The following is a 26,108-nucleotide window of genomic DNA, read 5'->3' as shown; positions in this document are numbered from 1 at the left end:
GGCGGCCCCGGGGCCGGGCGGCGTGCGAGCCGTGCGCGGCGGGGGACGCGGCGGGGGTGCCGAGCGGGGCGGTGTGGGCGACGGACTGGGCGTGCAGCCCCGCTCCGCCGCCCCAGCGGGCGAGCAGTGCGGCGCCGACGGGCACCAGCCCGAGGCCGACCAGCAGCCCCTCGGCGGGGACGAGCGCCGACAGGGCGCCGGTGCAGCGGCCGCACTCGCGCACGTGCCGGGCTATGCGCTTGCGCCACAGCGCGGAGGGGACGCCGTCCCAGTGGGCGACGACCTCGGCGAGGCGGGGGCAGCGCGGGTGTGCGGCGAGGGCCTGCACCACGCCCCGGGCGATGTCCAGCTGGGCCTTGGTCCGCTGGATGCGGACGGCCGTGTGCTGCGGGGTCAGCTCCAGGGCGGTGGCGACCTCGGCGCGCTGCAGCTCGCCGGCGGCCTCCAGCCACCACAGGGACAGGACCTGCTGCTCGCCCTCGTCGAGCCAGCGGGTGGCCTCGGCGGCCTCCCGGCGCTGGCCCTGCAGGCCGAGCCGGACGATGGTCAGGTCGACGAAGTCGGCCTCGGGGTCGGCGACTTCGCCGACCACTTCCTGCAAACCACTGACGGGGGCCTCAAGGCGGTCCTCCCGGCAGTGGCTGCGTATCTGGTTCATGGTGATCGCCACGAGCCAGGAGCGGAAGCTCGCCGGGTCGCGGAGGCCGTCGAGGCCGTTGATCACGCGGAGCATGGTCTCCTGCACCACGTCGTCGACGTCCGCGTGGCCGTTCAGGGCCCGGCCGACGATGTTGTAGACCAACGGCAGGTGGAGGGCGACGAGCTCGTCCTGTGCCGCCGGGTCCCCGGCACGCGCCGCCTCGACCACGGCCACGCTCACACTCTTCACGCCCGCACCTCTTTCCGCACCGCCACGTTGGCGTCCGTTCCGACACCTAGGAGACCCAGGGCCGGTCCGTTGATAACAAAAAGTTGGACGCGAATATGTGGCACAGCTCTCAGCGGACCGCGGGCGCGAGCCACTCCCGCACGATTCCCGGAGCCGCCGACTCCGCGAAACCCGCTGCCCCTGCTGCGGACATGTCCCGGATGCGGTACCCGTCCTCCCCGCCGGGGACCGCCGCCGTGACGGTCACCACACCCGCCCGTCGCGAAAAGTGCGTGTCGGTAAAAGTCCAAGCAAGCACGGCATCGCGGTCGAGGGTCACCGTCTCGCGGCCGAACGTGCCCGAGCGCACCACCAGGTGACGCCCGTGCAGGGCGTGCCCGAGCGAGCGGTGGGCGTCGCGGGCCAGCGCCCGGGCGACCGGGGACGCGAGCAGCGTCCACCCCGCCGCGCAGAGGAGGAGGACGGGTGTGAGCAGCCACCCCAGCACCGCGAGCGCCGCCGTGACCGGCAGCACGCCCCAGCCGAGCGCCCACACCACCCGCCGCCGCAGGGCGGCCCGCGGGTGGGGCCGCAGCTCCCGCTCGGTGCCCGCCCCCGCTCCCAGCAGCCCGGCGCACACGCCCGTGGCGACCGCGCGCGGCGCGGGAGGCAGGACGACGCTGCGCGCGCGGTTCTGGTCGCGGTTGCCGAGTCCGCCCGCGACGGCGCGGACGCTCGCGCCGCCGCCGGCGCGCAGCAACAGCGGCTCCCGCAGGGCCACTCCGCACAGCCGGGCCCGTTCGATGGTGACGGTCCTCTTCGTCAGCAGGCCGCGGCGGACGGCGAGGGTGGACGGACCGGCCCATTCCAGGCGGTACCGCCACCAGCCCTCCGCGGTGACCAGCACCGCGCCGACGGCGCCCAGCGCGGTGACGGCCAGCAGGGCCAGGGGGATCGTCACCCACAGCACGCTGTGGCCGAACTCCTCTGCCGCGTCGTGGACGCAGCCGATCCGCCAGGGCTTGATCCGCAGGGCGGTCAGCACCTTCCACACCGTGCCGGCCACGACGAGGACGCCGCCGATGACCCAGAAGGTGAGCGGTGCGTACCGCAGCCACGCGGCCCGGCCGACGGCGAGCACCGGGCCCCGGGGCCCGGCCACCGCCGTTGCCGCGGGGTGGTCGTGCTGCGGCCGGGCCGCGGCGTCGAGGCGGGCGGCCAGCTGCCGGGCGACGTCCTCGTCGAGCCCGCCGATCCGCAGGTCGCCGGCGGTCGAGCCGGTGCCGACGGTCACCGTGGCGAGCCCGAACCGCCGCTGGAGGGGCCCCCGGCGGACGGTGGCGGACCGCACGCGGGACAGCGGCACCATCCGGCGCCGGTGCCACAGCCAGCCGCTGTCGGCGCGCACCGCCGACTCCCCCAGCTCCCAGGCGTGCACGCGGTGGCGCCGGGCCGGCATGGCCAGGGCGTATCCGAGCGCGGGGAGGACGAGGACGAGGGCCGTCAGGGGGGCCAGCCAGGGCAGCGCGCCGGGGAAGAAGAGGAGGCACGAGGCGAGGAGCACGCCGGCCGCGAGCAGGGGCCCGCTCGCCGCGAGCCACGCCTGGGCGGTCCACCAGCGGCGGGCGCGGGGGCCGACGGCGTGGGCCGGCGGCCGGAGTTCCACGTGCGTTTGCGGAGGGTGCGGATCTCCGGCCACCATGTTCCCCCGATTTCTTTCCAAGTCAGTTGTATCGTTATGCAGATCGTATGGCAATACAGTTGACCCGCAAAAATCTGAGAGGCAGGCGCCGTGCCCAAGCGCGTCGACCATGACGAACGCCGCCGCACCATCGCGGAGGCCCTGTGGCGGATCGCGTCGACGCGCGGCCTGGAGAGCGCGAGCCTGCGCGACGTGGCGGCCGAGGCGGGCATGTCGCTCGGGCAGCTGCAGCACTACTTCCGCAGCCGGGGCGAGATGCTGGTCTTCGCCCTGGAGCACATCAACCAGTACGCCGGCGCCCGCGTCCGCAAGCGCATCACGGCCGCGGGCGACGCGCCCGGCCCGCGCACGGTCCTCGGCGAGATCGTCGCCGAGCTGCTGCCGATGGACGACAACAGCCGCAACGGCATCATGGTCCAGCTGGCCTACTTCATCCTCGCCGTCCACGACGAGCGCATGCGCCACTACGCCAAGGAGGGCACCCCCGCGCTCGTCTCGCTGCTGGCCGAACAGATCCGGCTGGGGATCGAACGCGGCGAGGTGGCGACCGACCGCGACCCCGGGGCGGAGGCGATCCTGCTGCTCTCCCTGACCGACGGCCTCGGCAATTACGTGCTGCTCGACGTGTTCACGCCCGCCGAGGCGATGCGCCTGGCCACCGCGCACCTGGACCGGCTGTTCACTCCCTGACCGCGCCCGGCGGCCCGCGGCGCCGTCAGCCGCCGGACCGGTGCGCCGGGCGCCGTCCCGGGGTCAGCGCGTCCGCCAGTTCGTCGAGCGCGTCCAGCAGCAGCTCCGAGGCCCGCACGGCCACCCCCTCCCCGCCCGCCGCCGCCCGCCAGGCGGCGTGCGCCCGGTGCGGGGCCGACCAGTCCAGCGGCCGGCGCTCGCGGACGGCGGACACCGCCTCCGGCAGCGCGGCGCGCAGGGCGGCCGCGAACGTCCCGGCCCCCGGCGAGGGTCCGGCGTCCCGGTCCGGCATGTGGGCCTCCATCAGCATCGTCGCGCGCCCCATCGTGGCGAGCGCCGACTCCGCCCCGCGTTCGGCGCGGCGCGAGATGCCGCGGTGGCGCACCGGCTCCTTCTCCGCGCGGGCGACGGCCTCCTCCCACTCCAGGCGGGCCGCCCGCGAGTCCAGCAGGGCCTCGCGCACCCGGCGCGGCTTGCGGTCGGCGGGGAGGGCGTACACGGCGAGGACGGCGAGGGAGTAACGGCCGTTGGCGTGCAGCCAGTCGGCGAGCCGGTCGCGCAGCCGCAGCGTCTCCCAGGCGGGGAAGAGCGCGTAGGCGGTCAGCGCCAGCAGCCCGCCGAGCAGGGTCAGCGTCAGCCGGGCCCACACCGTCTGCGACCAGCCCTCGCCCGCGATGCCGAGCAGGAAGACCACGTAGGCGGCGAGGCAGGTGGAGGCCACGCTGTAGCCCGTGCGCAGCAGCAGGTACATCAGCGCGATGCACAGCACCGCCAGGCCGGCGCAGACGTAGGCGCCCGGGTGGGCGAGGACCATGAGGCCGCCGGCGAGCCAGACGCCGACGACGGTCCCGGCGAAGCGCGCGACGCCCCGCGAGTAGGTCTGGGCGAAGTCGGGGCGCATGACCATCACCGAGGTCATCGGCGCCCAGTAGCCGTGCCCCAGCGGCAGGGCGTTGCCCAGCGCGTAGCCGGCCGAGACGACCGCCGTGACCCGTACCGCGTGCCGTCCGATGGCCGAGGACCAGCGCGCCTCGCGCCGCAGGGCCCGCAGCCCCACGGGCACCAGCCGGGGCACGGAGGGGCGCAGCAGGTGCCGGCGCTCGCCGGGGGCGGCGGGGCGGGTGGACTCGACGCGCTCGTCGGCCGACTCGACGACGTCGGCGAGCAGCACGATCAGCCGCAGCCCGGAGCGGCGGGCGGCGCCGTGGAGGACCAGCCGGTCCTCGTCGGGCACGTCCAGCGCGGCCATCACCTCGGGGGTCATCTTCACCGGCTTCCCCCAGCGGACGGCGTGCGCCACCGCGTCGAGGACGGCCGCGGCGGCGCCCAGCAGCTCACGGACGCGGTCCCGCTCGGGCCCCTCGGGGGGCGCGCCCGTGACGGGGTCGGCGAGCGAGGCCAGCACGGGCCGCAGCCGCTCGGCCAGGCCGCGGGGGCCGGCCAGCTGGTGGGGCCGGCGCCTGGCCTGGCGCGGCGTCAGGGCGGCGGCGCTGCGGGCGTCCATCAGCGGCTGCGGGTCGAAGCGGGCCACGGGGTCGTGGCGCAGGCGGCGCGCGTAGTCGGCCTCGGCGGCGAGCGCGTCCGCCAGCACGTCCCGCTGGCGCCCCCAGGGGCGGATCGGGAAGACGACGATGAGCGCCGCCTGCACCAGGCCACCGAAGAGGATCAGGCCCGCGTGGTGCAGCGCGCCGAGGACCGAGGTCGGCAGGGTGACGGTGAACAGCATGACGGCGACCATCTGCGAGGCCACCATGCCCGACACCGGGCCGATCGCCCACGCCATGCCCGCCAGCAGCGTCCACAGGGCGAGCAGGACGGCGAAGAGGACGGGATCGGCGATGGCCGTGTACCCGATGAACGTGCTGAAGGCCAGGCCGGCCGCCACGGCCAGGGCCAGCACCGGCCGCGGCCGCCAGCTGCGCTGGAAGGTGGCCAGCCCCGAGGCGAAGGCGCCGAAGGCGGAGGCCACCGCCAGCTGGGGCGTGGCCAGCCACAGGTTGACGCCGATGACGATCGCGACGCCGCACGCGCCGCGCAGCGCGACCAGCGGTTCCAGTTTGGTCCGCTCGATCGTCAGCCCGGCACGTGCGGTGGCCTTCAGCGCGCTCGTCCAGGTCATGCCCGCAGCTTACGGTCCGATCACCGCATAACGGGGCAATCAGGACTAGCGGTGGCTGGGGAAGCCCAGGTCCACGCCGCCGTCCTGCGGGTCGGGCCAGCGGGTGGTGACGACCTTGCCGCGGGTGTAGAAGTGCACGCCGTCGTTGCCGTAGACGTGGTGGTCGCCGAAGAGGGAGTGCTTCCAGCCGCCGAAGGAGTGGTAGCCCACCGGTACCGGGATGGGCACGTTGACGCCCACCATGCCCGCCTCGACCTCCAGTTGGAAGCGCCGGGCCGCGCCGCCGTCGCGGGTGAAGATCGCGGTGCCGTTGCCCCAGGGCGAGGCGTTGATGAGGGCCACGCCCTCCTCGTAGGTCTCCGCGCGCAGCACGCACAGCACGGGGCCGAAGATCTCCTCGCGGTAGGCGTCCGCCCCGACGGGCACCCTGTCGAGCAGGGACAGCCCGATCCAGTGGCCGTCCTCGTAGCCCTCGACCGTGAAGCCCGTGCCGTCGAGGACGACCTCGGCGCCCTGGGCGGCGGCGCCGTGCACGTAGGAGGCGACCTTGTCGCGGTGGGCCCTGGTGATGAGCGGCCCCATCTCGGACGTGGGGTCGTCGCCCGGGCCGATCTTGATCTTCTCGGCGCGCTCGCGGATCTTCGCCACCAGCTCGTCGCCGGTGTCGCCCACCGCGACGACCGCGGAGATCGCCATGCAGCGCTCGCCGGCGGAGCCGTAGGCGGCGGAGACGGCGGCGTCGGCCGCGGCGTCGAGGTCGGCGTCGGGCAGGACCAGCATGTGGTTCTTGGCGCCGCCGAGCGCCTGGACGCGCTTGCCGTGGGCGGAGGCGGTGGTGTGGATGTGTCGGGCGATCGGGGTCGAGCCCACGAACGAGACCGCGGCGACGTCGGGGTGTTCGAGCAGCCGGTCGACGGCCGTCCGGTCGCCGTTGACGACGTTGAGGACGCCGTCGGGCAGGCCCGCCTCGGCCGCCAGCTCCGCGAGGCGGATCGCGGGCGAGGGGTCCTTCTCGCTGGGCTTGAGGACGAAGGTGTTGCCGCAGGCGACGGCCAGCGGGAACATCCACATCGGCACCATGGCCGGGAAGTTGAACGGCGTGATGCCCGCGACGACGCCCAGCGGCTGCCGGATCGAGGCAACGTCCACCCGGCCGGAGACCTCGGTGGACAGCTCGCCCTTGAGCTGCGTGGTGATCCCGCAGGCCAGCTCGACGATCTCCAGTCCGCGGGCGACCTCGCCCAGCGCGTCGGAGTGCACCTTGCCGTGCTCGGCGGTGATCAGCGCGGCCAGCTCGTCGCGGTGGGCGTCCAGCAGGGCGCGGTAGCGGAAGAGCACCGCCGTGCGCGCCGCCAGCGAGGAGCCGCGCCAGGTCGCGAAGGCGGCCCTGGCGGCCGCGACGGCCGCGTCGACCTCCTCGACGGACGCGAACGCGACCCGCGTGGTGACGGCACCGGTCGCCGGGTCGGTCACCGGCCCGTACTCGCCGGAGGTGCCTTCGACGGACTTGCCGTCGATCCAGTGGTGGACGGTCTTCATCTGCTGCGGCCTCTCTCACTTCAAAGATAGCGACGGCGGGCGACTGCGTTGCGGTCGTACTCCTCCCGGGCCGTCACGGCCGCCGGGCGGGTCGCGGTCTCGGCGACAGGCACATCCCACCACGCCTGTGCGGGGGGCGCGCCCGGCACTGTGTCGGCTGTTTCGGTCTCCACGTAGACACATGTGGGCCGGTCCGAGGCCCGGGCCTCGGCCAGCGCCTCCCGCAGCCCGGCGGTCGTGCGGGCGCGCAGCACCGTCATGCCGAGCGAGGCGGCGTTGGCGGCCAGGTCCACGGGCAGCGGGTCGCCGGTGTACGTGCCGTCGGGCGCGCGGAAGCGGTAGGCGGTGCCGAAGCGTTCGCCGCCGACGGCCTGGGAGAGGCCGCCGATGGAGGCGTAGCCGTGGTTCTGCACCAGGACCACCTTGATGGCGATCCCCTCCTGCACGGCCGTGACGAGCTCGGTCGGCATCATCAGGTACGTGCCGTCGCCGACGAGCGCCCACACCGGGCTGTCGGGGTCGGCGATCCGCACGCCGATGGCGGCCGGGATCTCGTAGCCCATGCAGGAGTAGCCGTATTCGAGGTGGTACTGGCGGCGGGAGCGGGTCCGCCAGAGCTTGTGCAGGTCGCCGGGGAGCGAGCCCGCCGCGTTGACGATCACGTCCTCGTCGCCGACGACGGCGTCGAGCGCGCCCAGCACCTGGGCCTGGGTGGGGCGGGCCCCGTCGCCGCGCCCGTCGGACGGGGAGTACGCGCGGGCGACGACCGTCTCCCACTCGGCCTTCCCGGCGGTGTACGCGCTCGCGTACACGTCCGGGACGCGGTAGCCGCGCAGGCCCTCGGCCAGCGCCTGAAGGCCCGTGCGGGCGTCGGCGACGAGCGGCAGGCCGGCCATCTTGTGGGCGTCGTCGGGGGTGATGTTGAGGTTGACGAAGCGGACGCCGGGGGCGGTGAAGAGCGTCGCGGAGGCGGTGGTGAAGTCGCTGTAACGGGTGCCGACGCCGATGACCACGTCGGCGGCGCGGGCGAGCGCGTCGGCGACGGCGGTGCCGGTGTGGCCGATGCCGCCGACGTCCGCCGGGTGGTCGTGGCGCAGCGAGCCCTTGCCGGCCTGGGTGGAGGCGACGGGGATGCCGGTGGCGTCGGCCAGCGCGCGCAGCGCGTCCTCCGCCTCGCTGTGGTGCACGCCGCCGCCGGCGATCAGCAGGGGCCGCCGGGCGGACCGCACCGCCCGCACCGCCTCGGCCAGCTCGGCCGGATCCGGGCCCGGGCGGCGCACGTGCCAGACGCGCTCGGCGAAGAACTCCTCCGGCCAGTCGTACGCCTGCGCCTGCACGTCCTGCGGCAGGGCGAGCGTGACGGCCCCCGTCTCGACGGGGTCGGCGAGGACGCGCGCCGCCCGGAGGGCGGCGGGGACCAGCGCCTCGGGGCGGGTGATCCGGTCGAAGTACCGGGAGACCGGGCGCAGGCAGTCGTTGACGGAGACGTCGCCGGCGCCGGGGTGTTCGAGCTGCTGGAGCACGGGGTCGGCGGGGCGGGTGGCGAAGGTGTCGCCGGGCAGCAGGAGGACGGGCAGGCGGTTGACGGTGGCGAGGGCGGCGCCGGTGACGAGGTTGGTGGCGCCGGGGCCGATGGAGGTGGTGACGGCGTGGGCGGAGAGCCGGTCGTGGTGGCGGGCGTAGCCGACGGCGGCGTGCACCATGGCCTGTTCGTTGCGGCCCTGGAAGTAGGGCAGCGCGTCCCCGCTCTCCAGCAGCGCCTGCCCGATCCCGGCCACGTTGCCGTGGCCGAAGATGCCCCAGCAGGCGGCGACCAGGCGCCGGCGGCGCCCGTCGCGCTCGGTGTACTGGCGGGCCAGGAACTCCACCAGGGCCTGGGCGACAGTGAGGTGCCGGGTGGTCATCGGTCCCCTCCGGGGCGGGTCAGCGGCAGGCGCGGGTCGGCGGCCTGACCGGGCCAGGTGGTCCGGATCCAGGCGTGGTCGGGGTGGTCGCGGATGAGCCACTCCCGCTCGGCGCCGGGGCCGGCCATGACGTTGAGGTAGTACATGTCGTGCCCGGGCGCGGCGATGGACGGGCCGTGCCAGCCGTCGGGGATCAGCACGGCCTCGCCGGTGCGGACCTCGGCGAGCACGTCGGTGCCCCCGTCGCGGGAGGGCGAGACCCGCTGGTACCCGAGGCCCGGGCGGCCCTCGGGGGAGTCCGCGATCTCGAAGTAGTAGATCTCTTCGAGCTCGGACTCGCGGCCCGGGTGGTGCTCGTCGTGCTTGTGGGGCGGGTAGGAGGACCAGTTGCCGCCGGGGGTGAGGACCTCCACCGCGATGAGCCGGTCGCACTCGAAGACGCCGGCGGCGGCGAAGTTGTTGACCTGGCGGGAGCAGCTGCCGCTGCCGCGCGTCTCGACGGGCACGGACCGGGCGGGACCGTACCGCGCCGGAAGCCGGCGCCCGCAACGCGCCCCCGCGAGGGCGATGCGCCCGCCGGCGGGCGTGGTGAGGGTGACGCGGGCGTCGCGCGGCACGTAGGCGAAGTCGGTGACGGCGGTGAAGACACCGGCGCGGCCGTGGAGGACGAAGGCGTCGCCGTCGGTGGTGGTGACGGTGACGTCACGGCTGCTGAGGGGAAGGACGATCCACTCGCTGCCGGCGGTGTCGAAGGTGTGACTGCCACCGGGCGGAAGGTCCAGGACGCGCAGGGAACTGTACGCCCAGCCGGCGTCCTCGGGGGCGATGTCCAGCGTGTAGGGGTGAGGGCTGGGCGCGGTCATGCGGGTTCCTCGTCTCGTGACACCGGTACGACACCGCCGGGATCGCCGTGGCGGCGGGCGTTCTCTCGCTGGTGGGCCGGTTTCCCGCCGGGGGGAGGCCCGGGGCCCGACCGGGGGCGGGGCACCGGCGGACGGCCGGGCGCCGGGGCCGAAGCCTCGCCTCGGGGCAGGGGGGCCGGGCAACCGGGACCGAAGCCCCCGCCCCCCGGGGGTCCGGGGCGCAGCCCCGGTTTCGGGAAGGGGCGGGACCGGGGAACCCCCCGCCGCCGCAGCGGCGACCGACCCACCGCGAGGCGACCGGCGGTGCCCAACGACCCGACCACAGGGGGCAGGCGGCCGGGCACCGGCACCGAAGCCCTCACCCCGCCGCAGGGGGCCGGGCAGCGCGAGCCGAAGCCCCCGCCGCCCCGGGGTCCGGGGCGCAGCCCCGGTTTCGGGAAGGGGCGGGACCGGGGAACCCCCCGCCGCCGCAGCGGCGACCGACCCACCGCGAGGCGACCGGCGGTGCCCAACGACCCGACCACAGGGGGCAGGCGGCCGGGCACCGGCACCGAAGCCCTCACCCCGCCGCAGGGGGCCGGGCAGCGCGAGCCGAAGCCCCCGCCGCCCCGGGGTCCGGGGCGCAGCCCCGGTTTCGGGAAGGGGCGGGACCGGGGAACCCCCCGCCGCCGCAGCGGCGACCGACCCACCGCGAGGCGACCGGCGGTGCCCAACGACCCGACCGCCCGGCCGCCGACGCACGTCACAGCAGCCCCACGGCCGTGTCCACGGCCCCCTCGACGTCCCCGTCCGGCGGATACAGCAACGCCCGCCCCACCACCAGCCCCTGAACGCTCGGCAGCCGCAGCGCCGACCGCCACCGCTCGTAGGCCGCCTCCTGGTCCTCCCCCACGTCGCCGCCGAGCAGCACCGCCGGCAGGGTCGAGGTCTCCATCACCCGCGCCATGTCGTCCGCGTTCCGGGTGACGGGCACCTTGAGCCAGGTGTACGCGGACGTCGCGCCGAGCCCGGAGGCGATGGCGATGGACGTGGTGACGGCCTCCGGGCCGAGGTCGTTGCGGACCGTCCCGTCGACGCGCCGGGACAGGAACGGCTCGACGAACACCGGCAGCCGCCGCGCGGCCATCTCGTCGATGGCGCGTGCCGCGGACTCCATGGTGGTCAGCGAGCCGGGGTCGTCGTAGTCGATGCGCAGCAGCAGCTTGCCGGCGTCGAAGCCGCGCCGGACGAGGTCGTCGGCGCGGGGGCCGGTGAAGCGGTCGTCCATCTCGAAGGAGGCGCCGAAGAGACCGCCGCGGTTCATGGAGCCCATGACGACCTTGTCCTCCAGCGCGCCGAGCAGCAGCAGGTCGTCGAGGATGTCGGCGGTGGCGAGCACGCCGTCGACGCCGGGGCGCGTGAGGGCGCGGCAGAGCCGCTCCAGGAGGTCGGCGCGGTTGGCCATGGCGAGGCTCCGCCCGGCGACGTCGAGGGCGCCGCGCGCGGTGTGGTCCGCGGCGATGATCATGAGCCGCCCGCTGTCGCCGAGGAGCGGCCGCCGCACCCGCCGGGCGGCGGCCTCGGCGATGGCCTCCGGATGCCGGCTGCGCACCCGGGTCAACTCCCCGATGCGCACGCCCTTCACGCGCCGCCCCCGGACAGCCGGCTCCCTGCCACGGGGCCACCGCCGGCGGTCCCGTTGCCCGGGCGGGCACCCGGACCGGCCTCGGGACAGTCGGCCTTGGGGCCGTCACTCCGGACGACCCCGAGGCCGGCAGCCCGGCCGCTGCCCGGGCCGGACGCCGGCCCCGGGCGCGGCCCGGCCTCGTCGGACGCCCCCGCACTCGCGGAGCTGGCACCGGCGCTCGCGCCGGGCATGGCGAGGCCGCAGGTCGCGGGGCCACCCCCCGGGCGGCCGGACCCAGGACCGTCCCCCACGCCGCCACCACCCACCGTCCCCCCGCCCCCCAGTACCTCCGCCACCTCGTCGCGCCCCGGCATCGCCGACGAGCACGCCAGGCGCGATGCCACGATCGCGCCCGCCGCGTTGGCGTAGCGCACGGTGCGGGGCAGGTCCCAGCCGGCGAGGAGGCCGTGGCAGAGGGCGCCGCCGAAGGCGTCGCCGGCGCCGAGGCCGTTGACGACCTCCACTTCCACCGGCGGGACCCGCACGGCGGTGCCGTCGCGGTGGACGGCGAGCACGCCCTCGGGCCCCTGTTTGACGACGGCGAGCTCCACGCCCGCGGCCAGCAGGGCCCGCGCCGCCGCGTGCGGCTCGCGCTCCCCGGTGGCGACCTCGCACTCCTCCGCGTTGCCCACCGCCACGGTGGCGTGGGCGAGGGCGGCCGCGTAGTGCGGGCGCGCGGCCGTCGCGCCGCCCGCGGCGGCCCAGAAGACCGGCCGCCAGTCGAGGTCGAAGACCGTCACCGCCTTCCGCGAGCGCGCCGCGAGCGCGGCGAGCGTCGCGCCGCGGCTGGGTTCCTCGCTCAGGCCCGTGCCGGTCATCCAGAAGACGCGGGCGGCCCGTACGGCGTCCAGGTCCAGCTCGTGGGCGTGGATCTCCAGGTCCGGCGCCTTGGGCCGGCGGTAGAAGTAGAGCGGGAAGTGGTCCGGGGGATGGATCTCGCAGAAGGTCAGGGGCGTGGGATAGGCGGCCACGGGCGTCACCCAGCGGTCGTCCACGCCGAAGTCGCGCAACGCCCGGTGCAGGAAGCCGCCGAAGGGGTCGTCGCCGGTGCGGCTGATCAGGGCGGTGCGGCGGCCCAGCCGGGCGGCGGCGACGGCGACGTTGGCGGCCGACCCGCCGAGGAACCTGCCGAAGGTCTCGGCATCGCCCAGCCCCACCCCGGTCTGCAGCGGATAGAGGTCCACCCCGAGCCGGCCCATGGTGATGAGGTCGTAGGGACCGGTCATGGTCTTCCCCTCCGCGCTTCGGCTCGCTCCGGGCTCAGGTCTAGCCGGGCGCGCACAGCCGTGTCAAGCATTTGTCCTTACATAAGGACGTGGCCACATCGGGGCGCCACCGAGGGAGGATTGACGTTACGTCCATATGTCCGGACGAAACCTTGACACTCCCCTGCCCAGCCAGGAAGCTACGGGCATCCCAGCCCTTGCCCGGTCACCGCCGGCCGGCGAGAGGAGAGCCGCCGCATGGATGCCGCCGCCCGACCGCCCCTTGCTCCCGCTCTGGACCGCATCCGCGTGGGCTCCGCGCCGGATTCGTGGGGCGTCTGGTTCGCCGACGACCCGGCCCAGGTCCCCTGGGAGCGCTTCCTGGACGAGGTCGCGGAGGCCGGCTACGAGTGGATCGAGCTGGGCCCGTACGGCTACCTGCCCACCGACCCCGCCCGGCTGCGCGACGAGACCGGCCGCCGCGGCCTGCGGGTCTCCGCGGGCACGGTCTTCACCGCCCTGCACCGCGGCCCCGCCGTCTGGGAGGAGACCTGGGAACAGGTGTCGCGCGTCGCGGCGCTGACGCGGGCGACGGGCGCGCACCACCTGGTCGTCATCCCCTCCTTCTGGCGCGACGACCGGACGGCGGAGATCATCGAGAGCCCGGAGCTGACCGCCGAGCAGTGGCGCCACCTCAACACCGGCATGGAGCGGCTGGCCGAGCGGGTCCTGGGCACGTACGGGCTGTCCATCGCCGTCCACCCGCACGCCGACACCCACATCGACACCGAGGCGCACGTCGAGCGCTTCCTCGACGCCACCGACCCCGGCCTGGTCAACCTCTGCCTGGACACCGGCCACTACGCCTACTGCGGCGGCGACAGCGTCAAGCTCATCAAGACCTACGGCGAACGGATCGACTACCTCCACCTCAAGCAGGTGGACCCGGCCGTCCTGTCCGACGTGCGCGAACAGGGCCTGCCCTTCGGCCCGGCCGTGCAGCGGGGCGTGATGTGCGAACCACCCCGCGGCGTACCCGCACTGGAGCCCGTACTGGCGGCGGCACAGGGCCTGGGCGTGGACCTGTTCGCCATCGTCGAGCAGGACATGTACCCCTGCCCGCCCGACCGGCCCCTGCCCATCGCCCGGCGCACCCGCGCCTTCCTGCGCTCCTGCGGCGCATAGCCCAGCGGTAACGAGCCTTCGAGGAACGAGCAATGACGCACAACGGAACCCTGGGCGTGGCCGTGATCGGCACCGGCCGGATGGGCTCGGACCACGTCCGGCGCCTCGACGAGGTCGTCAACGGCGCCCGCGTGAGCGCCGTGGTGGACATCGACGCCGCCCGCGCCGAGGCGGTGGCCGCCCGCATCCCCGGGTGCACCGCCTGGACCGATCCCGCCGCCGCCATGGCCTCGCCCGACGTCGACGCCGTGCTCATCGCCTCCCCCGGCCCGGCCCACGAGGCCGCGCTGCTGGCGGCGTTCGCACACGACCTGCCGGTCCTGTGCGAGAAGCCGCTCACCCCGGACGCCGCCTCCGCCCTGCGAGTGGTGGAGGCGGAGGTCCGGCTGGGACACCGGCGGGTACAGGTGGGCTTCATGCGGCGCTACGACGCCGAGTTCCGGCAGCTGAAGGCACTGCTCGACGGCGGCGGGCTCGGCCGGCCACTGATGCTGCACTGCACACACCGCAACGCCTCGACACCACCGGGCTTCACCAACCCGATGACGATCAACGACTCGGTGGTGCACGAGATCGACGCGACCCGCTGGCTGCTGGGCCAGGAGATCACGGCCGTCACCGTCCTGCGGCCCGCCCCCTCGGGCGGCGCGCCCACAGGGCTGAGCGACCCGCAGCTCGTCCTCCTGGAGACCTCGGGCGGCGCGGTCGTGGACGTCGAGATCTTCGTCAACTGCGGCTTCGGCTACCAGGTGCGCTGCGAGGCCGTCGGCGAGCGCGGCACCGCCCGGGCCGGTGACGCGCACGGGCTGTACGTCAACGCCGCCGGCCGGTGGGGCGGGGAGATCGCCCAGGACTTCGTGGTGCGCTTCCGGGACGCCTACGACCGCCAGCTGCAGAGCTGGGTCGACGCCACGCGGCGCGGCGAGACCGTGGGGCCGAGCGCCTGGGACGGCTACGCGGCCGCCGCCGTATGCGAGGCGGGCGTCCGGGCCCAGGAGACCGGCCTGCGCACACCGGTCGCCCTCGCCGAACGCCCCGGCCTGTACGCGGCCGACGAGACGAAGACCGACGAAGCGAAGGCCGACGAGACGAGGACCCACGAAGTGAAGGCGGGCCGGATGACGGCGGGCGGGATGACGGCGGGCGCGGCACAGGCCGACGAGACCCGGGCGGGGGCGGCGCAGGCCGACGCGGCGACGGCCCGCGAGGCGACGGCCCGCGAGGCGACGGCGGGTGAGCACCGTGGCCGGTGACCGTCTGCGGATCGGCGTGCTGGGCGCCGGCCGCATCGGCTCGTTCCACGCCCGCACGCTGGCCGCCGCCGCGGGCGTCGGGGAGCTGGTGATCGCCGACGCCGACCCCGCCCGGGCCACCGATCTGGCCGTCTCCCTCGCCGGATCCTCCGCGCAGGTCCGTACCGCCGCCTCGGCACAGGAGGTGCTCGCGGCGAGCGACGCGGTGGTCATCGCCACCGCCACCGCCGCGCACGCGGACCTGATCACCCGGGCGGCCCGGGCCGGGCTGCCCGTGTTCTGCGAGAAGCCCCTGGCCCTGGACCCGGCGGGCACCCGCGCCGCGCTGCGCGAGGCCGAAGCGGCGGGCATCCTGCTGCAGATCGGCTTCCAGCGGCGCTTCGACGCCGGGTTCCGGGCGGCACGCGAGGCGCTGCGGGCGGGCGCGCTGGGGCGGGTGCACACCATCCGGTGCGTGAACTCCGACGCCGTGCCGCCACCGGCCTCCTTCGTACCGCTGTCCGGCGGGCTGATCCGCGACTGCATGGTCCACGACGTCGACACCCTGCGCTGGCTGACGGGACGTGAGGTGGTGGAGGTGTACGCGCGGGGCTCCAACGGCGGCGCGGCCTTCTTCCGCGAGGCGGGCGACGTGGACACCGCCGCCGCGCTGCTCACCCTCGACGACGGCACGCTCGCCACGGCCACCGCGACCCGTTACAACGGCGCCGGCTACGACGTGCGGATGGAGCTGTCGGGCGAGCGCGACCAGTGGGTCGTGGGGCTCGCCGGGCGGACGCCCGTGACCTCGGCCGAGCCGGACGGCCCCGCAGCACCCGAACGGCCCTGGCCCGGCTTCCTGGAACGGTTCGCGGACGCCTACCGCGCCGAGGTGGCGGCGTTCCTGCGGGCCGTGCGGGGCGAGGAGGAGAACCCCTGCCCCGGCGAGGAGGGACTGCGGGCCCTCCTCGTGGCGGAGGCGTGCGAGCTCTCGCGCCGGGAGAACCGCCCGGTGCGGGTGGCCGAGGCGGCCGAGGCGGGCTGAGGGACCGGGGTGGGCCCGGGCCGCCGTCACCGCGCCCGTTGCGTCACTCCCGTGTAACGGTCGTCACACTCGCGCCGGGCTTCCGTCACAGAAGCCCGACAGCCCTCCGTCACGGTCACTCTCCGTCGTGGCCCGGGGACAGGCTTGCGGTCGAGAACGGCCGCGCCGCAGCTCCCCCAACGGACCCCCTCCGTGGCTGCGGCGCAGCGGAGAGGCGCGAGAGATGACCGACCGTCGACTCTGGTCCTACAAGGAGATCGCCGCGCACATCGGCGTGCAGACCGACACCGTGCGCTCGTACCGCAAGCACGGACTGCTTCCCTCCCCCGACCTCACGGAGGGCGGCAGACCCTACTGGTTCGCCGACACCATCCGCACCTGGGTGACCCAGCGGCCCGGCCGCAACGGACGCGCGCGCGGCCGGTCCTGACCCTTCTCCCCACCCACCGCCCCACCGGCCCGCAGAAACCTTCAATCCCTGCCCTTCACCCCCCGGGGAATACCCCCGGGGGGTACAGTGCTGTGACGTGCCGGACGGCACGAGCACGACACTTCCCGAGGAGTACGCCCATGACCACCACCGTCTACAAGGTGACCGGCATGACCTGCGGCCACTGCGAGTCCGCGGTCACCGAGGAGGTCTCCGCGCTTGCCGGCGTGACCTCGGTCGCGGCCGTGGCCGCCACGGGCCTGGTCACGGTGGTCTCCGCCGCACCGCTGGACGACGAGGCCGTCCGCGCCGCCGTGGACGAGGCCGGATACGAGCTCACCGGCCACGCCTGAGCCGTCCGGGCCGGGCCTTTCTTCACGCAATCCCCACAAGTAGGGTCTTGCCCTTTTACGCCCCGTTGCTCCGCGAGACCTAGATCACAGGGATTGGGAGGTAACCATCCCGGGGGGACATTGGTCTAACCAGGCAGTGCTGGATCGTCTTGGGGGACGGACCGGCCACGCGTGGCCGGGGCACGTACCCGGGGAGCTTTGAGCGGCCCTCCCGTACGTACGCGTCCCGGCAGATCGCGTCCGTCCGCTCCTGGCCGGATCCCGTGGGGGGAATCCGCGCCGGGACAGGAAAGCGCCTCGCTCCGACCCGTGGGGGGATCGGAGCCGGGGCGCTTTTCACTTGGTGCCTACACGTACGCAGTGCCCGCGTGTGCGGCCGCGGACATACGACGGCGCCCCGCACCGTGACGGTGCGGGGCGCCGCTGTACAGAGGGGCTGCGCCGGGGTCAGCGCTGCTCGACCGGCACGAAGTCGCGCTCGACGACGCCCGTGTAGATCTGGCGCGGGCGGCCGATGCGGGAGCCGGGCTCCTTGATCATCTCGTGCCACTGGGCGATCCAGCCGGGGAGCCGGCCGAGCGCGAAGAGCACGGTGAACATCTCGGTCGGGAAGCCCATGGCCCGGTAGATCAGACCGGTGTAGAAGTCCACGTTGGGGTAGAGGTTGCGCGAGACGAAGTAGTCGTCGGAGAGCGCGTGCTCCTCCAGCTTCAGCGCGATGTCCAGCAGCTCGTCGGACTTGCCGAGCGCCGAGAGGACATCGTGCGCCGCCGCCTTGATGATCTTCGCCCGGGGGTCGAAGCTCTTGTAGACGCGGTGGCCGAAGCCCATCAGGCGGACGCCGTCCTCCTTGTTCTTCACCTTGCGGATGAAGGAGTCGACGTCGCCACCGTTGGCCTGGATGCCCTCCAGCATCTCCAGCACCGACTGGTTGGCACCGCCGTGCAGCGGGCCCCACAGGGCGCTGATGCCCGCGGAGATCGAGGCGAACATGTTCGCCTGCGAGGAACCGACCAGACGCACGGTCGAGGTGGAGCAGTTCTGCTCGTGGTCGGCGTGCAGGATCAGCAGCTTGTCCAGGGCGCTGACGACGACCGGGTCCAGCTCGTACTCCGCGGCGGGCACCGAGAAGGTCATGCGCAGGAAGTTCTCGACGTAGCCGAGGTCGTTGCGCGGGTAGACGACCGGGTGACCGATCGACTTCTTGTACGCGTAGGCCGCGATCGTCGGCAGCTTGGCGAGCAGCCGGATCGTGGAGAGGTGGCGCTGCGTCTCGTCGAACGGGTTGTGGCTGTCCTGGTAGAAGGTGGACAGCGCGCTGACGACGGACGACAGCATGGCCATGGGGTGGGCGTCGCGCGGGAAGCCGTCGTAGAACCGCTTGACGTCCTCGTGCAGCAGCGTGTGCTGGGTGATCTCACCCTTGAACGCCGCGAGCTCGTCGACGGTCGGCAGCTCACCGTTGATCAGCAGGAACGCCGTCTCCAGGAACGAGCTGCGCTCGGCGAGCTGCTCGATCGGGTAGCCGCGGTAGCGCAGGATGCCCTGCTCGCCGTCGAGGTAGGTGATCGCGGACTTGTAGGCGGCGGTGTTGCCGTAGCCGGAGTCCAGGGTCACCAGACCGGTCTGCGCACGGAGCTTGCCGATATCGAAGCCCTTGTCGCCGACGGTGCTGTCGACCACCGGGTAGGTGTATTCGCCGTCCCCGTACCGCAGTACTACAGAGTTGTCGCTCACGTCATCCCTCACCGACGTTGTGCCTCTTCTTCGAGGTGCCCTGACTACCCCTACCTTCCCCCATTTGGACGATGTACGTGCACTCGGGGTCGGCCATAGGGCCTAAAGACGGCACTGAGTGCCGTCCAGCCTGCCCATCCTGCCCCCTTCGCCCGGATTGGTAAACCGCTCAGAGACGAATGCCACCTCCGAGGCGGTGATCCAGCGCCGTGCAACGCCTGCCCGCCGACACCGTGCGCACCGCCTGTGCCAGCGCACGCCGGGAGCCGACCAGCACCACGAGACGCTTTGCCCGGGTAACGGCCGTGTAGAGAAGATTGCGCTGCAGCATCATCCAGGCACCCGTGGTGACGGGGATCACCACCGCCGGATACTCGCTGCCCTGCGAGCGGTGGATGGTCACGGCATAGGCGTGGGCGAGCTCGTCCAGCTCGTCGAAGTCGTAGCCGACCTCCTCGTCCTCGTCGGTGCGCACGGTCAGCCGCTGCTCGACGGCGTCCAGCGCCGTGACCACGCCCACCGTGCCGTTGAAGACTCCGTTCTGCCCCTTCTCGTAGTTGTTGCGGATCTGGGTGACCTTGTCGCCGACGCGGAACACCCGGCCGCCGAAGCGCCGCTCGGGCAGGTCGGGCCGGGCGGGCGTGATCGCCTGCTGCAGCAGCCCGTTGAGCGTTCCCGCTCCTGCCGGACCGCGGTGCATGGGTGCCAGCACCTGCACGTCACGCCGCGGGTCGAGCCCGAACCTGGCGGGGATGCGCCGGGCGGCCACGTCCACGGTCAGCCGGCCCGCCTCTTCGGTGTCCTCCTCGGCGAAGAGGAAGAAATCCTTCATCCCCTGAGTGATGGGCGGCACCCCGGAGTTGATGCGGTGTGCATTCGTCACCACGCCGGACTGCTGTGCCTGCCGGAAGATGCGCGTGAGCCGGACGGCCGGGACGGGGCTGCCCGGGGCCAGGAGGTCGCGCAGCACCTCGCCGGCGCCCACCGAGGGCAGCTGGTCCACATCCCCGACGAGCAGCAGGTGGGCGCCCGGGGCCACGGCCTTGACCAGCTTGTTGGCCAGCAGCAGGTCGAGCATGGACGCCTCGTCGACCACCACCAGGTCGGCGTCCAGCGGCCGGTCGCGGTCGTAGGCGGCGTCACCGCCGGGCTTGAGCTCCAGCAGCCGGTGGACGGTGGAGGCGTCGGCGCCGGTGAGCTCGGACAGGCGCTTGGCGGCCCGGCCGGTGGGCGCCGCCAGCACGACCTTGGCCTTCTTCGCCCGGGCCAGCTCGACCACCGACCGCACGGTGAAGGACTTGCCGCAGCCCGGCCCGCCGGTGAGGACCGCGACCTTGCTGGTGAGGGCGAGCCGGACGGCCTCCTGCTGCTCGGGCGCGAGCTCCGCGCCCGTCCGGCCGGCGAGCCAGTGCAGGGCCTTGACCCAGTCGACGTCCCGGAAGGCGGCCAGCCGGTCGTCCGGGGTGCGCAGCAGCCGGGTCACCTGCCCGGCGAGGGAGAGCTCCGCGCGGTGGAATGGGACGAGGTAGACGGCGGTGACCGGCTCCCCGCCGTCCGGCCCGGGAACCTGCTCGCGGACCACTCCCGGCTCGTCCTCGCCGTCACCGCCCGGCGCGGCCAGCTCGGCGAGGCAGTCGATGACGAGGCCGGTGTCGACCTGCAGCAGCTTCACCGCGTCGGCGATCAGCCGCTCCTCGGGCAGGAAGCAGTGGCCCTGGTCGGTGGACTGGGACAGGGCGTACTGCAGGCCCGCCTTGACGCGCTCGGGGCTGTCGTGCGGGATGCCGACGGACTGGGCGATGCGGTCGGCGGTGAGGAAACCGATGCCCCAGACGTCGGCGGCCAGCCGGTAGGGGTGGTTGCGGGTGACGGAGATGGAGGCGTCGCCGTACTTCTTGTAGATGCGCACGGCGATGGAGGTGGAGACGCCGACGCCCTGCAGGAAGAGCATCACCTCCTTGATGGCCTTCTGCTCCTCCCAGGCGGCGCCGATGGACTCGGTGCGCTTGGGGCCGAGCCCGGGGACCTCGATCAGGCGCCGGGGGTCCTGTTCGATGACGTCGAGGGTGTCGGTGCCGAAGTGGGTGACGATGCGGTCGGCGATGCGCGGGCCGATGCCCTTGATCAGGCCGGATCCCAGGTAGCGGCGGATGCCCTGGATGGTGGCGGGGAGGACCGTCGTGTAGTTCTCCACGGTGAACTGCCGGCCGTACTGCGGGTGGGAGCCCCAACGGCCCTCCAGGCGCAGCGACTCGCCCGGCTGGGCGCCGAGGAGCGAGCCGACCACCGTCAGGAGGTCGCCGCCGCCACGGCCGGTGTCGACGCGGGCGACCGTGTACCCGCTCTCCTCGTTGGCGTAGGTGATCCGTTCGAGGACACCTTCGACCACTGCCAGTTGCACCATGCCCCGACGGTACCGCCGGGGTCCGACAGGGCGTTCGGGCCTGTGGATAGCCGGGATTCCGCTTCGCGGACGGCCGGGATTCCGTTCGGCGCCGCGCGGCGGTCCGGACGACGCCCCGTGGCGGCGCACGTGATTCGAGGGGCCCGGTCCGACGACCGAGCCCCTCGCGTTCCCCCCGGAACCGGCTTCCTCCGAATCCCCCCGGATCCCTCCCCAGGAAGCCTGATGTACCTAACGACCCTCCAGACCGCCGAAGGGTTGCAGCGATTTCGAGGCGTTACCATTCCTTTACCTACCGTAGGGAACGTCCGTTCACAGCACGTGCTCGCGATAGCGCTCCAGCACCTCGGCCAGCACCTCCGCGCCCGGCCGCCGCCACAGCGCCGGGCTGAAGATCTCCACTTCGGCGGGGCCCGCGTAGCCCGCGGCGTCGAGCCGTTCGCGGAACCACCGCAGGTCCACGCACCCCTCCCCCAGCTGGCCCCGGCCCAGCAGGACCCCCTCGGGCAGCGGGGTGACCCAGTCGGCGAGCTGGAAGGCCGCGATGCGGCCGTCCCGCCCCGCCCGGACGAGCTGTCGGGCGACCGTGTCGTCCCACCACAGGTGGTACGTGTCCACGACCACGCCCACCTGCTCCGCGGGGAACCGCCCGGCCAGGGCGAGGGCCTGACCGAGGGTGGAGACCACGCAGCGGTCGGAGGCGAACATCGGGTGCAGTGGCTCGATCGCCAGCCGCACCCCGTGCCCGGCCGCGTAGGGGGCCAGCCCGGCGAGGGCGTCGGCGACCCGTTCGCGGGCGCCGTGCAGGTCGCGGCTGCCGGCCGGCAGCCCGCCGGAGACGAGCACGAGGGTGGCCGTGCCGAGGGCGGCCGCCTCCTCGACGGCGGCCCGGTTGTCGGCCAGTGCGGCGGCCCGGCCCGCCGGGTCGGCCGCGGTGAGGAAGCCGCCCCGGCACAGGCTGCTGACGGTCAGTCCGGCACGGCGCACGAGCCGGGCGGCCGCCGCGGTGCCGTACGCCCGCACGGGCTCCCGCCACAGCCCCACGGCGCGCACCCCGGCGGCCGCGCAGCCCGCCACGAGCTCGGGCAGCGACCACTGGCGCACCGTCTGCTGGTTGAGGCTGAACCTCTCCAGGCCCGGCGTCACCGCTCCACCCCGTGGACGGCCAGCAGGGCGGCCATGCGGGCCTCCGCCGCCTCGGGGTCGGGGAACAGGCCGAGGGAGTCGGCAAGTTCGTAGGCGCGCGCCAGGTGCGGCAGCGGGCGGGCGGCGTGCAGTCCGCCGGCCATGGCGAAGTGCCCCTGGTGACCGGCGAGCCAGGCCAGCAGGACGATGCCCGTCTTGTAGCAGCGCGTCGGCGGCGCGAAGAGGTGCCGGGCCAGCTCGACGGTGGGGTCCAGCAGGGCCCGGAAGCCCCGCCGGTCACCGCGGTCCAGGCGCCGCACGGCGTGGGCGGCCAGCGGGCCCAGGGGGTCGAGGACGCCGAGCAGGGCGTCGCTGTGGCCGTGCCCGTCGCCCTCGACGAGGCCGGGGTAGTGGAGGTCGTCGCCCGTGTAGCACCGCACGCCCGGCGGCAGCCGGCGCCGCAGCGCCCGTTCGTGCCCGGCGTCCAGCAGGGACACCTTCACCCCGTCGACCTTGTCCGGGTGGGCGGCGACGATCCTCAGCAGCGTGCCGGTGGCGGCGTCGACGTCGGTGCTGCCCCAGTAGCCCTCCAGGGCGGGGTCGAACACCGGGCCGAGCCAGTGGAGGATCACGGGCGCGGCCGTCTGGCGCAGCAGCCGCCCGTACACCTCCTCGTAGGGCTCCGGTCCGGTGGCGAGGGCCGCCAGGGCCCGGGAGCCCATCAGGACGGCCCGGGCGCCCGCCGCCTCCACGACCGCCAGCTGCTCCTCGTAGGCCGCCGTGACGGCCTCCAGGCGCCCGTACGGCGGCGTCAGCTGGTCCGTGCCGGCCCCGCACACCAGGCGGCCGCCCACGGCCCGCGCCTCGGCGGCGGAGCGGCGGACGAGCTCGGCCGCCGCCGGCCAGTCCAGCCCTGTGCCGCGCTGGGCGGTGTCCATGGCCTCGGCCACGCCCAGGCCGTGCTCCCACAGGTGGCGGCGGAAGGCGAGGGTGGTCTCCCAGTCGAGGGTGGCGGGGCCGTAGGGGGTGGTGTTGCCGAAGGGGTCCGCGACGACGTGGGCCGCCGCGAAGAGCGTCCGGCTCGCGGGAGGCGGCCCCGGCGGCAGGGGCGCCGCCGTCCGCCGGGACTCGTAGCGGCGCAGCGCCCCGGTGGCGTCCGGCAGCCGGATCACGGCGTCGCCTCCGGGACGGTCAGCCGGCGCCCCTCGTCGGAGGAGCGGCGGGCGATCTCGGCCAGCTGCACCCCGCGGGCGCCCGCGAACAGGTCGAAGCGCCAGGGCCCGCCGAGGGCCACGTGCCGCAGGAACAGCTCCCACTGCGCCTTGAAGGCGTTGTCGTCCCGGCCGTCGCCGGGCACCTCGTGCCATTGGGCGCGGTAGTCCTCGCGGGCGGGGGCGTCGGGGTCCCACACGGGCCGGGGTGTGGCGGTGCGATGCTGGGCGCGGCAGTGCCACAGCCCGGCGACGGCCGAGCCCTCGGTGCCATCGATCTGCAGCTCCAGCAGTTCGTCCCGGTGCACCCGTACGGCCCAGGAGGAGTTGAACTGGGCGATGGCGCCGCCCTGGAGTTCGAGGACGGCGTAGGCCGCGTCGTCGGCGGTCGCCTCGTAGGCGTCGCCCTGTTCGTCCCAGCGGCGCGGGATGTGGGTGGCCAGCCGTGCCTGGACGGCCCGTACGGGCCCGCACAGCTCGCGCAGGACGTACTCCCAGTGGGGGAACATGTCGGCCGCTATGCCGCCGCCGTCCTCGGCGCGGTAGTTCCACGAGGGTCGCTGGGCGGGCCGCCGGTCGCCCTCGTGGACCCAGTAGCCGAACTCGCCGCGCACGGAGAGCACCCGTCCGAAGAAGCCGCTGTCGGCGAGCCGCTTCAGCTTGCGCAGGCCGGGCAGGAAGAGCTTGTCCTGCACGACCCCGTGCCGCACCCCGGCCTCCTGTGCGAGCCGGGCCAGGGCGAGGGCGCCCGCGAGGCCGGTGGCGGTGGGCTTCTCGCAGTACACGTGCTTGCCCGCCGCGATGGCCTTGCGCAGGGCCGCCTCGCGCGCGGCGGTGACCTGCGCGTCGAAGTAGACGTCGACGGCGGGGTCGGCGAGGACGGCGTCGAGGTCGGTGGACCAGTGCGCGATCCCGTGGCGGGCGGCGAGCGCCTTGAGCCGGGGCCCGTCCCGTCCGACGAGCACCGGCTCCGGCCACAGCACGGTGCCGTCGCCGACGTCGACGCCGCCCTGCCGGCGCAGGGCGAGGACGGAGCGGACGAGGTGCTGGCGGTGGCCCATGCGGCCGGTGACGCCGTTCATGGCGATGCGCAGGGTCCTGACGGTCATCGGCCGGTCTCCTCCCGCCGTCGGATCGGCCGTCTTCGGCACCAAGGGCATTTCCCGCCGGGATGCGGGGAAACCGATGTGCATGAAGCTGGCGTTCTCCACCCTCGGGGTGCCCGGGATGTCCCTGCCCGACGTGGCGCGGCTGGCGGCCGCGTACGGCTACGACGGGGTCGAGCTGCGCGTCCATCCGGAGGAACCGGTGCACCCCGGTCTCTCCCCCGCCGGCCGGGCCGCCGCGGCCCTGGCCTTCGCGGACGCGGGCGTGGCGGTCCTGGCCGCGGCCGGGTACGCGCGCGTGGCCGCACCCGGGCCCGACGGACCGGTCCTGAAGGAGCTGGAGGACCTGGTCCGGCTCGCCGCGGACCTGGGGGCGCCGTACGTACGGGTGTTCCCCGGCGGCGAGGACCTGCCGGCCGGCGAGGCCGACGAGGTCGCGGCGCGCCGGCTCGCGACGGTGGCGCCGCTCGCGGCGGACACGGGCGTGCGGGTGCTGATGGAGACCCATGACTCGCACCGCCGGGCGCAGGACGCCGTGCGCGTCCTGGGCCCGGTGGGGCACGGCAGCGTGGGCGCGCTCTGGGACGTGCTGCACACCTGGCTGGGCGGGGAGGAACCCGCCGCCAGCTTCCCCGCCCTGGCCCCCCACCTGGGCTACGTGCAGGTCAAGGACGTCGCCTCGGCGGAGGAGACGGCGCCGCTGCCGCTGGGCGCGGGGGTACTGCCCCTGGGTGCCTGCGTGGGGACGCTCACGCGGGCCGGCTGGGACGGCTGGCTGTGCTGGGAGTACGAGAAGCGCTGGCATCCGCAGGCGGCCGATTTCCTGCAACTGGCGGGGCCGGGGGCCGAGTACCTGCGGGGGCTGCTGGCCGCCGCCCCGCGCGGGAGGTGAGCGCGACGCCGCCCACCAGCAGCACCGCCGCGGACCAGCGCAGCGCGCTCACGTGCTCCCCGAGCAGCAGCGCGGCCGACGACATGCCGAAGACGGGCACCAGCAGGGTGAAGGGGGCGACGGCGGAGGCGTCGTAGTGGCGCAGCAGGAAGCCCCAGGCGCCGAAGCCCAGGACGGTGGAGACCCAGGCGACGAAGAGGACGGCTCCCACGCCGGTCCAGTCGAGCGAGCCGAGCGCCTCGGCGTCGGCGTCCGGCCCTTCGAAGAGGAGCGAGAGCAGCAGCAGGGGCAGCACGGGGACGCAGCTGACCCAGACGATGAAGCGCAGCGCGTCCGGGGGCGCCGCCTTGCGGGTCAGGACGTTGGAGACGCCCCAGAAGGCGGCCGCGGCCACCACGAGGGCGAAGCCCAGGAGCGGCCCGGAGGTGCCCTCGTCGACGGCCGCCACGACGATGCCGGCCAGGGCCACGCCCATGCCGGCCAGCCGGGACCGGCCGGTGCGTTCGCCCAGGGCGGCCATGGCGAACAGGGCGGTGAAGACCGCCTGGATCTGGAGCACCAGAGAGGACAGCCCGGCCGGCATGCCGGCCCGCATCCCGATGAACAGCAGGCCGAACTTGCCCACGCCGAGCACCAGCCCCACGCCGATGATCCACCGCCACTTCACCGGTGGCCGTCCGACGAAGAACACGGCGGGCAGGGCGGCGGCGAGGAAGCGCAACGCGCAGAACAGCAGGGGCGGGAAGTGGTCGAGCCCCGCATCGATGACGACGAAGTTGACGCCCCACAGGGCGGCTATGAGGACGGCCAGGACGATGTGCAACGGACGCAT

19 protein-coding genes and 2 pseudogenes are annotated in these 26,108 nt (G+C 74.5%); 7 read left to right on the top strand and 14 right to left on the bottom strand.

Annotated elements, in window-relative coordinates:
* Together LE181_RS19680 and LE181_RS19675 are read right to left on the bottom strand one after the other, a co-directional pair.
* Window positions 1-889: RNA polymerase sigma factor (locus LE181_RS19680; protein WP_225662624.1), on the bottom strand; the 889-nt coding region annotated here is incomplete at its 3' end.
* A 109-nt stretch (window positions 890-998) separates the two neighbouring features.
* Window positions 999-2,534, bottom strand: coding sequence for a PH domain-containing protein (locus tag LE181_RS19675; RefSeq protein ID WP_225662623.1), 1,536 nt, complete (start codon window positions 2,532-2,534; stop codon window positions 999-1,001).
* 126 nt (window positions 2,535-2,660) lie between these two features.
* Here LE181_RS19675 and LE181_RS19670 point away from each other — a divergent pair, with 126 nt between their 5' ends.
* Window positions 2,661-3,260 carry a TetR/AcrR family transcriptional regulator gene (locus LE181_RS19670; protein WP_225662622.1) on the top strand — a complete coding sequence of 200 codons (600 nt, stop codon included), beginning with the start codon at window positions 2,661-2,663 and terminating at the stop codon, window positions 3,258-3,260.
* A 25-nt stretch (window positions 3,261-3,285) separates the two neighbouring features.
* Here the strand turns inward: LE181_RS19670 and LE181_RS19665 are convergent, their stop codons facing one another.
* From LE181_RS19665 to iolC, 6 genes are all read right to left on the bottom strand, one after another.
* Window positions 3,286-5,379, bottom strand: coding sequence for an FUSC family protein (locus LE181_RS19665; protein WP_225662621.1), 2,094 nt, complete (start codon window positions 5,377-5,379; stop codon window positions 3,286-3,288).
* A gap of 45 nt (window positions 5,380-5,424) precedes the next feature.
* Entirely contained in the window at window positions 5,425-6,918 is a 1,494-nt protein-coding gene (locus tag LE181_RS19660) for a CoA-acylating methylmalonate-semialdehyde dehydrogenase (protein ID WP_225662620.1), read from the bottom strand.
* 20 nt (window positions 6,919-6,938) lie between these two features.
* On the bottom strand, window positions 6,939-8,822 hold the full coding sequence (gene iolD / locus LE181_RS19655; RefSeq protein WP_225662619.1) for a 3D-(3,5/4)-trihydroxycyclohexane-1,2-dione acylhydrolase (decyclizing): 1,884 nt from the start codon (window positions 8,820-8,822) through the stop codon (window positions 6,939-6,941).
* The gene (gene iolB / locus LE181_RS19650) at window positions 8,819-9,685 is read right to left on the bottom strand and encodes a 5-deoxy-glucuronate isomerase (RefSeq protein ID WP_225662618.1); all 867 of its coding nucleotides are present in this window, start codon (window positions 9,683-9,685) and stop codon (window positions 8,819-8,821) included. The genes iolD and iolB overlap by 4 nt, the downstream gene beginning before the upstream one ends.
* Before the next feature lie 742 nt (window positions 9,686-10,427).
* A complete protein-coding gene (locus tag LE181_RS19645; protein WP_443742923.1) occupies window positions 10,428-11,294 on the bottom strand; it encodes a Cgl0159 family (beta/alpha)8-fold protein in 867 nt (288 codons plus the stop codon).
* An 11-nt stretch (window positions 11,295-11,305) separates the two neighbouring features.
* The gene (iolC, locus tag LE181_RS19640; protein WP_225662616.1) at window positions 11,306-12,577 is read right to left on the bottom strand and encodes a 5-dehydro-2-deoxygluconokinase; all 1,272 of its coding nucleotides are present in this window, start codon (window positions 12,575-12,577) and stop codon (window positions 11,306-11,308) included.
* A 237-nt stretch (window positions 12,578-12,814) separates the two neighbouring features.
* Between iolC and LE181_RS19635 the strand changes: the two genes are divergently transcribed.
* The 5 genes and pseudogenes from LE181_RS19635 (at window position 12,815) to LE181_RS19615 (ending at window position 16,801) form a co-directional block, all read left to right on the top strand.
* On the top strand, window positions 12,815-13,741 hold the full coding sequence (locus LE181_RS19635) for a sugar phosphate isomerase/epimerase family protein (protein ID WP_225662615.1): 927 nt from the start codon (window positions 12,815-12,817) through the stop codon (window positions 13,739-13,741).
* A gap of 32 nt (window positions 13,742-13,773) precedes the next feature.
* A pseudogene (locus LE181_RS19630) lies at window positions 13,774-14,787 on the top strand (Gfo/Idh/MocA family protein); the annotation flags it as partial.
* 211 nt (window positions 14,788-14,998) lie between these two features.
* Window positions 14,999-16,018, top strand: coding sequence for a Gfo/Idh/MocA family protein (locus tag LE181_RS19625; RefSeq protein ID WP_225662626.1), 1,020 nt, complete (start codon window positions 14,999-15,001; stop codon window positions 16,016-16,018).
* A 223-nt stretch (window positions 16,019-16,241) separates the two neighbouring features.
* Window positions 16,242-16,448: a helix-turn-helix transcriptional regulator gene (locus tag LE181_RS19620; protein WP_225662614.1), complete on the top strand. Its 207-nt coding sequence runs from the start codon at window positions 16,242-16,244 to the stop codon at window positions 16,446-16,448.
* A 92-nt stretch (window positions 16,449-16,540) separates the two neighbouring features.
* Window positions 16,541-16,801, top strand: a complete 261-nt coding sequence (locus tag LE181_RS19615; RefSeq protein WP_372458417.1) for a heavy-metal-associated domain-containing protein — start codon at window positions 16,541-16,543, stop codon at window positions 16,799-16,801.
* 447 nt (window positions 16,802-17,248) lie between these two features.
* On the opposite strand, the gene LE181_RS19610 is transcribed toward LE181_RS19615, so the two are convergent.
* From LE181_RS19610 to LE181_RS19590, 5 genes are all read right to left on the bottom strand, one after another.
* Window positions 17,249-18,538, bottom strand: coding sequence for a citrate synthase (locus tag LE181_RS19610; RefSeq protein WP_225662612.1), 1,290 nt, complete (start codon window positions 18,536-18,538; stop codon window positions 17,249-17,251).
* Window positions 18,539-18,707: 169 nt separating this feature from the next.
* Window positions 18,708-20,942, bottom strand: a complete 2,235-nt coding sequence (gene recD2, locus LE181_RS19605) for an SF1B family DNA helicase RecD2 (RefSeq protein ID WP_225662611.1) — start codon at window positions 20,940-20,942, stop codon at window positions 18,708-18,710.
* Between the two features lie 312 nt (window positions 20,943-21,254).
* A complete protein-coding gene (locus LE181_RS19600; RefSeq protein WP_225662610.1) occupies window positions 21,255-22,088 on the bottom strand; it encodes a sugar phosphate isomerase/epimerase family protein in 834 nt (277 codons plus the stop codon).
* Entirely contained in the window at window positions 22,085-23,239 is a 1,155-nt protein-coding gene (locus LE181_RS19595; protein WP_225662609.1) for a dihydrodipicolinate synthase family protein, read from the bottom strand. Before LE181_RS19595 ends, LE181_RS19600 begins: the two co-directional genes overlap by 4 nt.
* Window positions 23,236-24,387 (bottom strand): Gfo/Idh/MocA family protein, encoded by a 1,152-nt coding sequence (locus LE181_RS19590; RefSeq protein ID WP_225662608.1) that lies wholly within the window; start codon window positions 24,385-24,387, stop codon window positions 23,236-23,238. The genes LE181_RS19595 and LE181_RS19590 overlap by 4 nt, the downstream gene beginning before the upstream one ends.
* Before the next feature lie 82 nt (window positions 24,388-24,469).
* On the opposite strand from LE181_RS19590, the pseudogene LE181_RS19585 reads away from it, so the two are divergent.
* Window positions 24,470-25,252 (top strand): annotated as a pseudogene (locus tag LE181_RS19585) (sugar phosphate isomerase/epimerase family protein); the annotation flags it as partial.
* Here the strand turns inward: LE181_RS19585 and LE181_RS19580 are convergent.
* Complete coding sequence (locus LE181_RS19580; protein ID WP_225662607.1) at window positions 25,134-26,108, bottom strand: EamA family transporter; 975 nt, start codon at window positions 26,106-26,108, stop codon at window positions 25,134-25,136. The pseudogene LE181_RS19585 and the gene LE181_RS19580 overlap by 119 nt on opposite strands.

The organism is Streptomyces sichuanensis (genome assembly GCF_020328095.1).
GTDB classification, from domain to species: domain Bacteria; phylum Actinomycetota; class Actinomycetes; order Streptomycetales; family Streptomycetaceae; genus Streptomyces; species Streptomyces cinnamoneus.
This window is presented reverse-complemented; position numbering and strand designations above follow the sequence as displayed.